The organism is Nonomuraea rhodomycinica (assembly GCF_013363995.1).
Lineage (GTDB): Bacteria > Actinomycetota > Actinomycetes > Streptosporangiales > Streptosporangiaceae > Nonomuraea > Nonomuraea rhodomycinica.
The window spans coordinates 358109-373004 of record NZ_JABWGO010000010.1 but is presented as its reverse complement, the minus strand read 5'-3'; the positions used below and the strand labels follow the sequence as shown (position 1 = coordinate 373004).

Below are 14896 nucleotides of genomic sequence, written 5' to 3'. Positions count from 1 at the left end.
ACCATCGAGATGGCCAGATCGATCGCCCGGGCCTTGGCCGTCGTCTTGATCGAACGGGTGCCCAGCATCGCCGCCCGCTGGTCCGCGCCGACCCGGTCCACACCGGGCAGGCCGTGCAGGAACGCTCTGAGCGTCGCGCCGGAAGCGGCCACGTCCGCGAGCGAAGTAGTCATAGTTGACACCTCCACAGCATCGCCGACCACGCGGGCCAGCTCCAAACCGGATCTTTCCCCTCGTGTCCGTCGGCCGCGCGCGGGGTCGCGGCGAAGCCGTCCCAAGGAGGCGTAAGGCGGCTCTGAGGTGCGGATAGGTCTGCCCTAAGGCGGCCTAAGGCGGTCTAAGGCGGTAGGGGACCCCGGCCTAGGCACCCCGGGACGAAAGTCGGACGGGAGATAGGGCATCCGCCCGATGTGGCGCGGTGGGCCTTAGCCGGAAAGTAGAGGGTGTCAGCAAGAAGAGGGTCCAGTCAGGAGACACCATGAACCCCGAGATCGACTACCAGCTCATGAAGAGTCAGGCGAGGGAGCTGCGCGCCGCCGCGGCCCAGCACCGCCGCGTACGCGAGGCGGAGGAGGGCAACAAGTCCGAGCGCCGCTCGGTCTTCGGCAAGCGCCGTTCCTCATGAACACGTCACGAGAGCCCGGCCGCATCCTCCCTCGCGGCCGGGCCTCTGCGCCTACCTGAACCATCGCCGTCCACAATCCGCGATAAATACGGCGAAAGCTCACCAAAGGGCATGACATGCTGGAAGACATGCTGGGCCGGTCGGTGAGTCCCGTCTTCGTCGGACGGGCCGAGGAGTTGGCGTCGCTGTCCCAGGCGCTCGAAGAGGCCCGTCGCGGCGCCGCGACGGCCGTGCTGCTCGGCGGCGAGGCCGGCGTCGGCAAGACGAGACTCGTTCAGCGCTTCGCCGACCAGGCGGCCCGCGACGGCGCCCTCGTCCTGTACGGCGGCTGCGTCGAACTGTCGGCCGAGGGCCTGGCGTACGCGCCGTTCACCGCCGCGCTGCGGCAGCTCGTCCGCGAGCAGGGCCGCGCCAGGGTGGCCGCGTTACTGCCCGAGGGCGCCGAGCGCGACCTGGCCCGGCTGCTCCCCGAGTTCGGCGAGCCCAGCGGCGACGGCGAGACCGACAGCGGCCGCGCCCGCCTGTTCGAGCAGATCCTCACGCTCCTGGAGCGCCTGGCCGAGAGCCGCCCGGTCGTCCTGCTCATCGAGGACATCCACTGGGCCGACCGCTCCAGCCGCGACCTCATCGCGTTCCTGTGCCGCAACCTGAGCGGCCCGCAGGTGCTCATCGTCATGACGTACCGCTCCGACGACCTGCACCGCCAGCACCCCCTGCGCCCGGTGCTGGCCGAGCTGGGGCGGGTCGGCGGCGTGCTCCGGCTCGACCTGCCGCGCCTGTCCAAGGACGAGGTGGCCCAGCAGATGGCCGGCATCCTCGGCAGGTCGCCCGCGTACCACAAGGTGGAGAAGGTCTACGACCGCAGCGAGGGCATCCCGCTGTTCGTCGAGGCGCTGCTCGACAGCGGCGCGGACTCCGCGTTCCCGTCCTCGATGCAGGACCTCATCCTCGGCGCGGTCGAGCGGCTGCCCGAGGAGACGCAGCGGGTGCTGCGCATCGCCGCCGCCGGCGGCATCCGCGTCGGCCACGCCCTGCTCGCCGCCGTGAGCGGCCTGTCCGACCTGGAGCTGGAGGGCGCGCTGCGCCCCGCCATCGCCGGCAACGTGCTGCAGATCGCCGACGGCCGCGCCTACCTGTTCCGCCACTCCCTCATCCGCGAGGCCGTCCACGACGAGCTGCTGCCCGGCGAGCACCAGCGGCTGCACGCCCGCTACGCCGAGGAGATCTCCCGCGACCGCTCGCTCGTGCCGCCCGGCCGGGCCAAGGTCGAGCTGGCCCACCACTGGTACGGCGCCCGCGACGACGAGTGGGCGCTGATCTCCGCCTGGGAGGCGGCCCGCGCCTCGTTCCACGCGTTCGCCTACACCGAGGCCATCCCGCTGCTCGAACGCGTGCTCATGCTGTGGGACCGGGTGCCCGGCGCAGCGGAGCGCATCGGCGCCGACCACACGGCGGTGCTGGAGAAGGCCAGCGACGCCGCGCGCGCCAGCGGCGACATCGACCGAGGCCTGAAGTTCATCAAGGCGGCGCTGGCCGAGCTGGACGAGACGCGCGAGCCGGCCCGGGTCGCCAAGCTCCTCGTGCGCTGGGGCCAGCTCAAGGTCTACAAGGAGAAGACCGACGTGGTGGAGCAGCTCCGCCACGCGCTCAGCCTCGTGCCGGAGCCGGACCTGGCCCGCGTCGAGGTCATCACGCTGATGTCGCAGCACCTCATGCTGCGCGGCGACACCGAGGAGGGCACCGCGCTCGCCGAGGAGGGCCTGGCCCTGGCCAGGAAGCTCGGCGACCGGTGCCAGGAGGCCGAACTGCTGCTCAACCTGGCGCTCGGCCTCTCTCTCGCCGGCGACACCGAGGCCACCCTGGCCACCAACCTGCGCGCGCTGGAGATCGGCCGCGAGGAGGGCTCCGGCCGCGTGATCACCCGCGCGATCGGCAACAACGTCGACACGCTCAACGACCTCGGCCGCTGGCAGGAGGCGCTGGAGCTGGGCGAGGAGGGCTGGCGGCTGGCCAAGAAGTACGGCCGGGTCCGGCTGTCCGGGCTGTTCACCCTGAACAACATCGCCGAGACGCTGGAGGCGATCGGCCGCTGGGACGAATGCCTCGACACCGTCGAGCGGGCGCTCAACCTCGGCCCCGTGCTGCGCAACCGCCACCACCTGCTGCGGATCCGGGCCGACGTGGCCATCGGCCGGGGCGAGGTGGACGTCGTGGAGAGCATCCTGCGCGAGACGGGCGTGCTGGCGGAACGGCCCGAGGACTTCGTCCAGGACATCACCAACAGCATGCGGCTGCGCATCGGCTGGCACATGCTCCGGGGCGAGCCGGACGCCGCGCTGGCGGTCGCCGAGCGCACGCTCGCGCGTCCCGCCCAGTCGCCCAAGGCCATGCTCGGCTGGCGGCTGCTCGCCCTGCTGACCGTGGTGTGCGACGCGATGGAGGAGACCGAGCCGCTCCGCGCCCGAGCGGTGCGCGAGCAGGCCGCGGAGATCGCCGCCGGGCTCGTGGTGAGCGGGCCGGTCGCCGAGGCGTACCGGCTGTCGTACTCGCGCGACTTCGACGCCGCGGCGGCGGCCTGGGAGCGGCTGAACCGGCCGCACAACCAGGCCAAGGCCCTGCTGCGGGCCGCGGGGATCGCGGCCCGCTCCGGCGACCGCGAGGGCGCCGCGTCGCGGCTGGCGCTGGCCCGGCCGCTCGCCGCCGGGCTGCGGGCCGCGCCGCTGATGGAGGAGATCGACACGCTGGGCCGCCGCGTCGGCGCGCCGCCGCAGCCCGACCAGGCGGCGCCCGAGCTGCTCACGCCGCGCGAGCTGGAGGTGCTGCGGCTGGTCGCCCTCGGGCACACCAACCGCGACATCGCCAAGGAGCTGTTCATCTCGGCCAAGACCGTCAGCGTCCACGTGTCGAACATCCTGGCCAAGCTGGGGGTCACGACCCGCGGGGAGGCCGCCGCCGCGGCCCACCGCCTCTCGCTGCTGTCGCGCTAGCCGCCGCGGGGCCGGGCCGTCAGACGAACGGCTCGACCAGGAGGATGACGCCGAACACCGCGAACGCGGCGGCGGCGCCGTACTTGATGGCCTTCTCCGGCAGGTGCTTGCCCAGCATGCGGCCCACCACGATGGCCAGCGCGTCGGCGGCGACCATGCCCACGGTGGAGCCGATCCAGGTGCCCAGCCAGCCGTGCTGCGTGGCCAGCGTGATCGTGGCCAGCATGGTCTTGTCGCCCAGCTCGCTGAGGAAGAACGCGACGGTGACGGCGATGATCGCGTTGCGGGTGGTGCGCTGCGCCCTGCTCGACTCCTCCTCGGTCAGCTCGTCGCCCCTGAGGGTCCACAGGGCGAAGCCGAGGAACGCGATCCCGGCCACGATCGAGATGGCCGTGAGCGGCAGCACCTCGCCCACCAGCCGGCCGACGGCCACGCTGACGAGGTGGACGACGGCCGTGGCCAGCGTGATGCCGGCCAGCACCGGCCAGGGCTTGAAACGGGTGGCGAACGTCATCGCCATGAGCTGGCTCTTGTCGCCCAGCTCCGCCACGAAGATGACGGCGAGACTGATCCAGAAAGCTTCCAACGGTCCTCTTCCGCGCGGCCGGACCGTGAGCGGCCGCCCGGGGGAGATTCCGGGCACGACTCCGGCCCGGCAGCGTCTTGGTGCATGACGTACATGTCCACGACTGCCAGGCCGAAGGTCTCGTCCGCCCGTCTCGGGCCCGCGCGACCGGGCGCCGGAGCGCCAGTGTGTCGATCACGCGATTGGGACTACTCCCCCTCGGTGTGGTTCCGGAGAACTCTAACAAGCCTCCGGGGATGCCTTATTCCGGGGCCGCCCTACGCGGAGGCCTCGTCGAGGGCGCAGCCGACCAGCACCGGCTCGTTGACCAGCGTCACCCCGAACTTCTCGCGCACCCCGTCGCGCACCTCCCTGGCCAGCGCCAGCAGGTCGGCCGCGGTGGCCTCGCCCGTGGGGTTGGTCAGCGCCAGCGTGTGCTTGGTGGAGATGCGGGCCGGGCCGCGGGAGTAGCCCTTGGGGAAGCCCGCCTGCTCGATCAGCCAGGCCGCGGGCACCTTGACCGAGCCGCCGGGCAGCTCCCAGCGCGGGTGGCCGGGCGCGCGGGACTCCAGCTCCTCGGCCTCCTCGGGGGCCAGCACCGGGTTGGTGAAGAACGAGCCCGCGCTGCGGGTGTCGGGGTCGGCCGGGTCGATCACCATGCCCTTGGAGCGCCGCAGCTCCAGCACGGCCTCACGGGCGCGCGCCAGCGGCACCCGCTCGCCGGGCTCGACGCCCAGCCGCCCGGCCAGCTCCTTGTACGCGACGGGCGCCGACAGGCCGGACACGTCCAGCGCGTAGGTCACCGCCAGCACCACGTGACGGCCGGGCTCGCGCTTGAACGCGCTGTCGCGGTAGGAGAAGCCGCACTGCCGCGCCTCCAGGTCGACCACGTGCCGGGTGCGCCGGTCGTAGGCGCGCACGCACCTGATGGTCTGCGAGACCTCCTGGCCGTACGCGCCGACGTTCTGGATGGGGGTGGCGCCGACCAGGCCGGGGATGCCGGACAGGCATTCGAGCCCGGACCAGCCCTCGCCCACGGCGCGGGCGACCAGCGGCTCCCAGCTCTCGCCCGCCTCGACCGTGACGACCACCTGCTCGCCGTCGCGCGAGACCGACACGCCCTCGGAGGCCACCTTGACGACCAGGCCGTCGAAGCCGTCGTCGGCCACCACGACGTTGCTGCCGCCGCCGAGCACCAGGACGCGCTCGCCCGCCCGGTCGGCCTCGGCGACCTCGGAGACCACCTGCTCAGCGGTGGCGGCCTCGACGAAACGGCGGGCGGGGCCGCCCAGGCCCAGCGTGGTGTACGGCGCGAGCTTCTCCATGGGCCACAAGCTTAGGAGATGCCGGGCCCTGCGGCAGAGGGCCGGAGCACGACCGAGCACCCGCCCACGGGCCGGATCGGGCCGGGGCGGGGTCAGACGGAGCGCAGGCGGCGGACGGGCAGGCGGTCGGCAGGGACGACCCTGACGCCGCGCAGGCTCCGGGACAGCTCCGTGCCGTCGCGCGTCTCCTCTGGGGCGTCACCGAGGGCGACCGACCTCCGTACCGCCAGCAGCTCTCCCCCGAGCGCGGGGACGTCCCTCGCGCCCTCTCCCGGTCGGGTCTCGCGCCACGTCCGCCCGTCCGGCTCCGGCGCCGTCCACCCGGCGGCCACCGCGCCGTCGTCGATCGCCGCGACGAGCGGCGTGATCGCGTCACCCTCCAGCGCGACGGAGCCCTCCATGACGACGAACACCTCGGCCGTGTCCAGGCGCAGCAGCTTGGCCAGGCACTCGCCCCACGTGGCCGTGCCGCCCCGCCACTCCGGCTGCTCCTCGACGTACCAGGCCGTGACGCGCTCCGGGTGGCGCGAGGCCAGCTCGCGCAGCACCGCGCCCGCGCCGTCCACGTCGCCCAGGTCCAGGGCCAGGACGTGCGCGGCGGTGTGGTCGATGACCGACTGGAGCGCCCGCCGGGTGTCCTCGGGGTGGCCGTCCACCAGGAAGCCGACGGTCGTCGTGATGTCCTCGGTGCGTACGCGCTGACGCTCGGCGTTGACGCCGAGGGCGTCGAGGCGGTTGGCGGCCAGGGTGCCGTCCCAGACGCGCTGGGCGTGCAGGAGGTCGTCGTCGGGGACGCCGTGCTGTGCGGGGTCGCCGGAGAAGCCGAACTCCGCGGCGGGGTTGCCGCGCGCGCCGGCGCCCGTTTCGCCGGCGCCCGTCTCGCCGGCGCCGGAGCCGGGCGTTCCGGAACCACCCGTGCGGGCGCCGCCTGAGGTGTCGCGGCCGGTGCCGGTGCCGCCGGCGATGTCCTGCGGCCTCGGGGGACGCAGGCGCCGCGACGGGGCGCCTTCGGTCACGGCGGACACGGGGATCGAACGGACCGTGGGCCAGACGTGGACGTGGTGCGGAGCTTCGGTCATGGTCACACGGCTACCCCGAAGCCGCCCGCCCTATCATCGCGCCCGCAGGTCAACGGGCCGAGCCGACCGCTCAGGCGAGCTGGACCACGGCGCGGGCCCTCGACAGCACCTTGGCGTCGTCCGCGCGGGCGGTCAGGCCGACGACCACCCGCTTGTCGTCGAGCTTCTCCTCCACCACGCCGCTGACCGTGATCGTGGCCCCCTCGTCGTCGTCCGGGACGACCACCATCGACGAGAACCGCACCCCGTAGTCCACCACCGCGGCCGGGTCCCCGGCCCAGTCGGTGACGAAGCGGCCGCCCTGCGCCATCGTGTACATGCCGTGCGCGATGACGTCGGGCAGCCCGACGGCCTTGGCGAAGCGCTCGTTCCAGTGGATGGGGTTGAAGTCACCCGACGCGCCCGCGTACATGACCAGGTTGACCCGCCGCACCCGGTACTCCGCGGCCGGGATCTCCTGGCCCACCTCGACCTCGTCGTACGACACCGTCGCGGTCATCAGGCCGCACCTCCCCGCTCCACGATCGTGTTGTAGGTGGTGCAGACCGGCTCGCCGGACACGGTGGTGACCTCGCTGCGGATGGTCATCAGCTCGTTGCGGCCGGCGCTGCGGATGTCGGTGATCGTGGAGCGGGTGACCAGCTCGTCGCCGGCGTGGACGGGGCGGGTGTACTCGAAGCGCTGCTCGCCGTGGACGACCATCGCGATGTTCAGGCCGAGGTCGGGGTCCACCAGCGCCTCGCTGCCGCCCTGGAGGCTGAAGACGATGGGGAACGTCGGCGGGGCGACCACGTCGGGGTGCCCGGCCGCCCGGGCGGCCTCCTTGTCCCGGTAGATGGGGTTGGCGTCGCCGATCGCGGCCGCGAACTCCCTGATCTTCACCCGGCTGACCTCGTACGGGGCGCTGGACGCGTACGTGCGTCCGACGAAGTCACGGTTCAAGGCCATCTGCGCTCCCTCGCATGTGCTGCGCCGTCGAGGCAGACGCTAACAGAACAACGTTCGGCTGTCGCCGTCGCTTTTCCGGGTTTTTGCCGACGGCGCTCGGCCTGTGCCGTCCCCTCCACGACACAGGCCGAGCACACGACAAACCGGCGCCTCGATCCGGGGCGCCGGTTGTGTGGTGCGATGTGGCCAGGTAGTACTACCGGGCGAGCCGCGCTCGGGAGGAGCTAGCGGGTCTCGCGGTGCGCGCGGTGGCAGCGGCAGTTGGGGCAGTACTTCTTCAGCTCAAGCCGATCCGGGTCGTTGCGCCGGTTCTTCCGCGTGATGTAGTTGCGGTGCTTGCACTCCTGGCAGGCCAGCGTGATCTTCGGCCTAACGTCGGTGGCAGCCACGTGGGAGTGCCTTTCTACGTTTGGGACTAGGACATACCCATCCCAGGTCGGTGACCTGGGGAGGGGCAGTAGCGGAGGCCGGACTTGAACCGGCGACACAACGATTATGAGCCGTTTGCTCTGCCTGACTGAGCTACTCCGCCTTTGAGCCGGATGAGACGACCCGGCTCGTAGAGGATACCCGACCCGTGAAGCACATATGTACTTCACCTGATCGGGTGGGTGCTCCCAGTATGCCTCAGGAGCGCCACTCTGACGAAATCAACGTCAAGGGCCCGTTCGCGCATTCCGGGAACCGGCCGATCGCTCCGAAGCGGTTCCGGGACGGCGGCGGCTCGCCGGCCGCGCCGGAGTGCGGGCCAGCGTAGCAGCGGGGCCAGGCGCACGCCAGCCGCCGCCGGCGCCCGCGACGCCCCCTACAAGGCCGGACACACATCGCGATAGGACACACCCTTCAGGTACCGGCTCCATTCCTGCGCGCTCATGGTGCGGCCGGCGCGCTTGCACACCAGCTCGGCGACGCGGTCCCCGTCGACCGGTATCTCGGTCACGGTCCCCGAGCTGTTGCCCGACACGTACAGCGTGTGGTCGTCGGCGCTGAACGCCAGCAGGTCCAGGATCTCGATGGGGAAGGAGCCGATCCTCTGCCGCGAGTCGACGTCCCAGATCTGGGCGGTGTACACGTCGTCGAACGTCTCGCCGATGGACCTGCTGATCAGGGCGACGAGGGTGCCGTCGTGGCTGAACAGCACGGCCTCGACCTGGCCGTCGGCCGCCGCGCGCATGGCGGGGGGCAGCTCGGCGCCCTGCGCGCTGTCCCACAGCTCGACCGTGCTGGAGCCGAGGGCCAGCAGCGGCGCCGTGGGGCTCACCGCGATGGCCTCCCCGGCCCCGTTGAAGCCGCGGCCGACGACCTTGCCGGTGTCCAGGTCGAACACCTTGCCGGTGGTGCTCACCACTGCCGTGCCGTCGCGGGCCGCGACGATGGTCCCCGTGGTGGTGGTGAGCTTGTGCCGGGCGAGCACGCGGCCGGTGTCGGCGGCCAGCACGACCAGCTCGTTGCGCGCGTCCCGCTCGCTCTGCTCCGCGAGCGACAGCACCAGCCTGCCGCCGTCGGGGGTGAACGTCCTCGACAGCGCGAACTGCCCCCGGGGAACGGGACGGCGCCAGAGGCGCTTGCCCGTGGCCACGTCCCAGACGGACACCGCCGAGTCCTCACCTGTGGCGGCCAGCCGCCTGCCCGCCGGATCGAACAGCTCGTTCGCGGCGCCCTCGCTGCCCGCCATCGGCACGCCCAGGCGGCGCCCGTCCCAGACGCGCATGGGGTGGCCGTCCTTCGTGGCGGCGATCAGGCGGCCGTCCTGGCTGAACGCGCTGACCTGGTAACCGCTCGGCAGCCTGCCGAAGGTGACGCGGGAGCCGAGGTCGACGGTGACGATCGAGCTGTCCAGCAGATAGCGGATGGTCCTGCCGTCCGGGTCCAGCCAGGCGTCGTCGAGCATGCCCTCCGCCTGGTAGGTGTAGAGCTCGGTGCCCTTCCCGGCGTCCCACAGGTGGATCGTCCTCCCCTCGACGCCGAGCATCCTGTCGCCGTCCCGGCTGACCAGCAGACGCGCGCCCACGAAGTCCTCCGAGGCCGACTCCTGCCAGAACGGCCGGTCCTCGTCGGCCACCTTCGTGGCGGTGTCCAGGTTCCACTCCTCGATGTCGCCGTTCGCGCACAGCAGGCGCCGGCTGTCCGGCGTGAACGCCACCACGCTGCCGCACTTCTTCGGCAGCCGGGTGTCCACCGTGAGGTCGGACAGGCGGACCACCTTCAGGCCGCCCTGGTTGATCCCGATCCCCGCGACGTAGGCGCCGGACGGCGCGATGGCCGGGGCGGAGTCCGCCTCCAGCGCCGGGGAGAGCGAGTAGGACCGGCCCGTCCTGGCGTCCCACAGGTACTCCATGGTGCTCTCCCGCATCACCGCGGCCAGGCTCTCGTGCGCGTCGAAGACGACGTGGACGCCCGGGGTGCCCTCGCTCACGGCGTGCTCGTGCAGCTTCCTGCCCGTCATGGTGTCCCAGGAGTACGCCCTGTTCCTGCTGACGATCACCAGCGTCCTGCCGCTCGGGCTGAGCGCGGCGGCCGTCGGCAGCGCGCCGAACCCGCTCGGCCACCTCCAGAACGCCGTCTGCCGCCGCGAGGGGACGTCGTAGACCCGCACGCCGTCCTCACCGGCGATGACCCGCGTCCGCCCGTCGGCCGCCGCCGCCGTCGCGGAGACCCCCTTGGCGCCCGGGTCGCGGAAGACCGCGCTCTCCGGCATGGTCAGCGAGGTCGTCAGGCTCCGCCTGCTGTCGGTGTCCGGGGCCAGCCGCCAGCCCGCGACGCTGAGCAGCATCGCCCTGACCGGGTCGGTGGTGCGCCACCTGTCGGCCTCGGCCGCGACCTGCCGCCCCACGGCCTGGTCGCGCTGCCGGGCGACCAGGCGGCTCTGCTCGGCCACCTGCCTGCTCTGCAGCACCGCGAGCCCGCCCGCCGCCAGCGCCACCGCCAGCAGCCCGGCCAGCGCGACCGTGGTCAGCCGCCTGCGGCGCACGCGCCTCCTGGTCAGCTCGGTGCCCGCCGCGAGGAAGTCGCGTTCCTGCGGGGTGAGCGTGATGTGCCTGCGCCCGGTGGCGGCCCAGGTGAGCGCGTGGTCGAGGCGGCTGCCCTGCAGCAGGTCGCCGTCCTTGCGCCCGTTGTCGGCCCATTGGCGGGCCGCGCTGCTGATCTGGCTCAGGACGGCCAGGCCGTCACGATCGCCGTCCACCCACACCCGCAGGCGCGGCCAGGCGCGCAGCAGAGCGGGACGCGACAGCGCCACCGCGTCGCCCTTCTGCGTCACCAGGTAGGAGAAGACCCGCAGGATGCGCTCGATGGCCTGGGCCTCCCGCTCGGGGCGGCCGGCGAGCAGCTCCTCCTTCAGCGCCCAGCGCACGGCCTCGTACCCGTCGTCGGTGACCGCCACCATGCGGAGGAAGACCTCGGCGGCCAGCTCCCGCTCGTCGGGCGTGAGCGCGCCGTACGCGTCCTCGGCGATCGTGCCCAGCGCCGGGTCGGCCGTGTCGGGCACGTACCCGCCCCTGGCCGCCCGGCTGCCCGCGGCCAGCAGCCCGCGCGTGTCCGAGGCGTCGCCGCTGACCAGCGCGAGCAGCAGGTCGCGGGCCGTGGGACGCGCCGAGGGATCCTTCTCCATCGCGGCGGCCACCAGCGAGGCCAGCCGGGGCGGCAGCGCGCTCAGGTCGGGCTGCGCCGACAGCACCCGGTGCATGACCCCGCCCAGGTTGTCGGCCTTGAACGGGTCCTCACCCGTGGAGGCGAACACCATGATCGACCCCCAGGCGAACACGTCGGCGGGCGCGCCCGCCCGCTGCCCGGTGAACACCTCGGGCGCCATGTAGCTGGGCGTGCCGGACACCTCGCCGGTCTTGGTCAGCGACATGTCCACGGTTCGCGCGATGCCGAAGTCGATCACTCGCGGGCCGTCCGCGCCGAGCAGCACGTTGTCCGGCTTGAGGTCCCGGTGGATCACGCCCGCGTCGTGCACGGCGGTCAGCGCGGTGGCGATGGCCGTGGCGAGCCGGTGCAGGTCGTCCCCGGTGAACCTGCGCCCCTGGTCCACCGCCTGGCGCAGGGTGGGGCCCGCGACGTACTCGCTGACGATGTACGGCCTGCTGCCCGACAGGTCGGAGGCCAGCACCCTGGCCGTGCAGAAGGAGGCCACCCGGCCGGCGGCGGCCACCTCCTTGGCGAACCGGTCGCGGCCCGCCTGGCTGTCGGCCGCGTGCAGCAGCTTGATGGCGACCCTGCGCCCGTCGCGGTCGTAGGCGTCGTACACCACTCCCTGACCGCCGGAGCCGAGCCTGCCCGCGAGCCAGTACTCCCCGATGTGCTGCGGGTCCCCGGCGATCAGCGCTTCCACGGCGGGTTAGATGCCGGGCCCGCCGACAAAGTTCCGCTCTCCGGACCGGGCACTCGGCCGGCCGTCAGCCGGCGCGCAGCGCCTCGACGACGGCGACGGCTTCGTCGAGCAGGCCGATCGGACAACCCCAGTAGTCGTAGATGCCGCCGCGGGCGCGGTTGCTGCCGCAGATGACGAACACCCCGGTGCCCAGTCTCGCCTTGAGCAGGCCGGCCAGCCAGCCGACGAAGCCGCTGTTGTCGAGCCCGGCGGGGAAGTGGAACGAGAAGATCCCGAAACGTTCGACGTGTTCGTGCTCTTCGGTGAGCGGGACCAGGCGGCTCCAGCTCTGCTCGTCGCGGACCACGGCCAGGGTGTCTCCGGTGAGCGCCGGCGGCTGGTCGGCGGGGGACTCCTCGAACCACCAGACACCCTCGTGCACGCGAACATCGGCCTGGGCGATCACCCGGCGGAGCCGCGCCTCGGTCTGTTCCGGGGTCTCCATGCTGACACTGACCATCGGCGCTCATCTCCCCGTACGTACCTGCACCAGGACTCGAACCTGGGACCTCCGCATTATGAGTGCGGCGCTCTCACCGACTGAGCCATGCAGGCATGGGCTGACGATCTCGACTATCGCAGCCGGGACGAGCCGGCCGCCACCGGTTTGTTCGGCCGCCGGAACGCGAAACGCCCGACCCCGCGGTGCGGGTCGGGCGTCGTTCCTTCTCAGAGTGAGAGCCCCCAAACGGAATCGAACCGTTGACCTTCTCCTTACCATGGAGACGCTCTGCCGACTGAGCTATAGGGGCCTGTCCGGCGCTGCGGACAGGTGTAACCATACACGTCCCCCAGCGATGATGCGAACTGGACGAGACCGCGCAGGTCGCGTCAGCCGACCGCCTCGAAGCCGCGCCGCGGCCGCAGGGTGACCACCTCGCACAGGTCGGCCAGATCGACGAGCGCGGCCACCTCCGCGACCGAGAAGCAGTCGGCGACGACCCGCCCGTCGCGGCGCACCCGCAGCACCTGCCGGCCGTCGCGCAGCCCCGGAACGATCTCGAAACCGTCAGGCCCGACCCATCGACTGTCCATAGCGGCACAGAGTAACCCTCGGGTCTCTCATTTTTCGCCAGGCGACAGCCGTTACACCGCCACCGGGGGCGTCAGAGCCGGTAGAAGCCGGCGAAGTCCTTGAGGCGGGAGATCGGGTCCACCCGGACGAACGCCCCGGTCTCGGGCGCGTTGATCATCTTGCCGTCGCCGAGGTAGATCCCGACGTGGTGGGTGTCGAGGCCCTTCGCGGTGGTCCGGCCGAAGAAGACGAGGTCTCCGGGCAGCGCCGAGACGACCCGGCGCATCCTGCGCACCTGGTCGTTCGTGGTCCCCGGGCCGAGCACGTCATGTCCGTGCGCCTGCGCGTACACCCAGCGGGACAGGCCCGAGCAGTCGAGCCCGCGGGTCCGCTCGGCCGGGCACGGCAGGATGCTCCCCCGGTAGCCGGCGCACGTGCCCTTCGACGGCCCCGGGTCGCCGCCGTGCCCGCCGCCCCACGAGTACGCGATCCGCTGCCCCTCGATCCGCAGGGCGATCCGCACGATCTCGGGCTGCACGTACGGCATGAGCGGCACCGACGCGGTGGCGGTCACCAGGAGGAGCGCCGTCACCAGCGCGATCCGCCGCCTGCTGGACACCCGGGCTCCTCTCGGTCGGTGGGTCAGGGCCTCCTCAGGGGAGATCCTGCCTCATCACCTCACGAGGCGCTCAGGGTCAGCCGTACGGACCCGACCGTGAACCGCAGGCCCACGGTGCCCTTGGCCGAGCGGGGCCTGGTGGTGAAGGACAGCGTGGCCTTCTGACCGCGCCCGATCTCGGCGATCTCGCAGCGCACCGCCGTGCCGCTGAAGGAGCAGCCGGGCGCCTGCACCACGCGCTGCCCGCCGTACGCGCGGCCGGTGACCTTGATCCGCGTCACCGGGTGCGGCCCCGTGTTGGACACCGTGACCGTGTAGCGGGTGCGGCTCCTGGCCTGCCCCGCCACGGTGATCTCGGCGGGCGGGTTGGCCAGCTCCTCCAGCTCGTCCTGGGTGCCGTTGAAGGTGTTCTGCCCGCCGGGCAGCGCGCCCTTCTCGGCCGACTGCCAGAACGTGTGGCGCTTCCAGCCCTTGGGCAGCTCGCCGGGGTCGGCTCCCCAGCGCGCCAGCCACAGCGGGTTCGCCTTGAACGCGGCGGAGTCGCCCGTGCAGGCGCGCCACCAGCTCGTGGTCGTGTAGATGATCGCCCGCCGGCCGGTCTCCTGCCGGTACCTGTCCGTGAAGCCCTTGATCCAGGTCACCATGTCGGCGGGCGACAGGCCGTAGCAGGAGTTCTTGCCGTTGCGGTCCTTGTACGGGTTGTCCTCCAGGTCGAGCACGCCGGGCAGCGTCCAGCCGTCGGACTTCCAGGCGCCGCCGTTGAGCAGGAAGAACTCCGCCTGCGCCGCGCCGTCGGACTCGTGCGGCTGGGCGAAGTGGTAGGCGCCGCGGACGAGCCCGGCCGCCAGGGCGCCGCCGAACTGCTCCTCGTAGCGCTGGTTGCGGTAGTCGACGCCCTCGGTGGCCTGGACGAAGGCGAACTTGCCGCCGCCGGAGGTCACCGCGCCCCAGTCGACCGCGCCGGTCCAGTTGCTGACGTCCACCCCGGCGATCGCGCCGTCCGCCGCCGCGGCGGACCCGCCTGACACGGCCATGGCGCCGGCCGTCACGGCCGCGATCGCGGCCCCCCAGAGACGATTCACGGCGGCGATCATCGCGGAGCCCCTACCTGGCCGCAAGCCGAATGTGTTGGCCGTTATCGAAGCGCTTTCTCCGAAAAATCGGATTGTTTCCGAAAAGCGCAGCTCGGGGCCGGAAAAAACCTCCGGCAGCCTTCCGTCGATGACGTCGTTCTCCCAGGTCAGCGCCGTATGTGAACACTACGTTCGCGTTTGCCCCCAAGGGATATGCGGTCGCAGGATGGCCTGGATTCCCAAGAACGACCCCGGCCGGGGTCTCCTCGCCATGCCCTGAGGAGC

13 protein-coding genes, 3 tRNA genes and 1 pseudogene are annotated in these 14896 nt (G+C 72.2%); 2 read left to right on the top strand and 15 right to left on the bottom strand.

Annotated features, from left to right (window positions below):
- Positions 1-173, bottom strand: a pseudogene (locus tag HT134_RS46270) (deoxyribose-phosphate aldolase); the annotation flags it as partial.
- Between the two features lie 305 nt (positions 174-478).
- On the opposite strand from HT134_RS46270, the gene HT134_RS33800 reads away from it, so the two are divergent.
- Together HT134_RS33800 and HT134_RS47275 are read left to right on the top strand one after the other, a co-directional pair.
- Positions 479-625, top strand: coding sequence for a hypothetical protein (locus tag HT134_RS33800; RefSeq protein WP_175604524.1), 147 nt, complete (start codon positions 479-481; stop codon positions 623-625).
- Positions 626-741: 116 nt separating this feature from the next.
- Positions 742-3612: an ATP-binding protein gene (locus HT134_RS47275; RefSeq protein ID WP_175604523.1), complete on the top strand. Its 2871-nt coding sequence runs from the start codon at positions 742-744 to the stop codon at positions 3610-3612.
- A gap of 19 nt (positions 3613-3631) precedes the next feature.
- Here HT134_RS47275 and HT134_RS33790 read toward each other — a convergent pair whose 3' ends face one another.
- The 14 genes from HT134_RS33790 to HT134_RS33725 all read right to left on the bottom strand — a co-directional run bounded on the left by HT134_RS33790 (position 3632) and on the right by HT134_RS33725 (position 14620).
- Complete coding sequence (locus HT134_RS33790; protein WP_175604522.1) at positions 3632-4198, bottom strand: TMEM165/GDT1 family protein; 567 nt, start codon at positions 4196-4198, stop codon at positions 3632-3634.
- Between the two features lie 257 nt (positions 4199-4455).
- Entirely contained in the window at positions 4456-5502 is a 1047-nt protein-coding gene (locus tag HT134_RS33785; protein ID WP_175604521.1) for a UDP-N-acetylmuramate dehydrogenase, read from the bottom strand.
- 92 nt (positions 5503-5594) lie between these two features.
- Positions 5595-6581: a hypothetical protein gene (locus HT134_RS33780; protein WP_175604520.1), complete on the bottom strand. Its 987-nt coding sequence runs from the start codon at positions 6579-6581 to the stop codon at positions 5595-5597.
- Positions 6582-6651: 70 nt separating this feature from the next.
- Positions 6652-7080, bottom strand: a complete 429-nt coding sequence (locus tag HT134_RS33775; RefSeq protein ID WP_175604519.1) for a MaoC family dehydratase — start codon at positions 7078-7080, stop codon at positions 6652-6654.
- Entirely contained in the window at positions 7080-7529 is a 450-nt protein-coding gene (locus HT134_RS33770; protein WP_175604518.1) for a MaoC family dehydratase N-terminal domain-containing protein, read from the bottom strand. The genes HT134_RS33775 and HT134_RS33770 overlap by 1 nt, the downstream gene beginning before the upstream one ends.
- A gap of 224 nt (positions 7530-7753) precedes the next feature.
- Positions 7754-7918: a 50S ribosomal protein L33 gene (gene rpmG / locus HT134_RS33765; RefSeq protein ID WP_019632658.1), complete on the bottom strand. Its 165-nt coding sequence runs from the start codon at positions 7916-7918 to the stop codon at positions 7754-7756.
- 69 nt (positions 7919-7987) lie between these two features.
- Positions 7988-8061 (bottom strand) — tRNA-Met (locus HT134_RS33760).
- Between the two features lie 273 nt (positions 8062-8334).
- Positions 8335-11865, bottom strand: a complete 3531-nt coding sequence (locus HT134_RS33755; RefSeq protein ID WP_175604517.1) for a WD40 repeat domain-containing serine/threonine protein kinase — start codon at positions 11863-11865, stop codon at positions 8335-8337.
- A gap of 64 nt (positions 11866-11929) precedes the next feature.
- Positions 11930-12364, bottom strand: a complete 435-nt coding sequence (locus tag HT134_RS33750) for a DUF6196 family protein (protein ID WP_175604516.1) — start codon at positions 12362-12364, stop codon at positions 11930-11932.
- A 21-nt stretch (positions 12365-12385) separates the two neighbouring features.
- Positions 12386-12459, bottom strand: a tRNA-Met gene (locus HT134_RS33745).
- Between the two features lie 124 nt (positions 12460-12583).
- Positions 12584-12656, bottom strand: a tRNA-Thr gene (locus HT134_RS33740).
- A gap of 79 nt (positions 12657-12735) precedes the next feature.
- Complete coding sequence (locus HT134_RS33735) at positions 12736-12939, bottom strand: transposase (protein ID WP_175595713.1); 204 nt, start codon at positions 12937-12939, stop codon at positions 12736-12738.
- A gap of 71 nt (positions 12940-13010) precedes the next feature.
- Complete coding sequence (locus HT134_RS33730; RefSeq protein ID WP_312888647.1) at positions 13011-13538, bottom strand: C40 family peptidase; 528 nt, start codon at positions 13536-13538, stop codon at positions 13011-13013.
- A gap of 59 nt (positions 13539-13597) precedes the next feature.
- Entirely contained in the window at positions 13598-14620 is a 1023-nt protein-coding gene (locus HT134_RS33725) for a GH25 family lysozyme (protein ID WP_312888646.1), read from the bottom strand.
- Between the last annotated feature and the right edge of the window lie 276 nt (positions 14621-14896).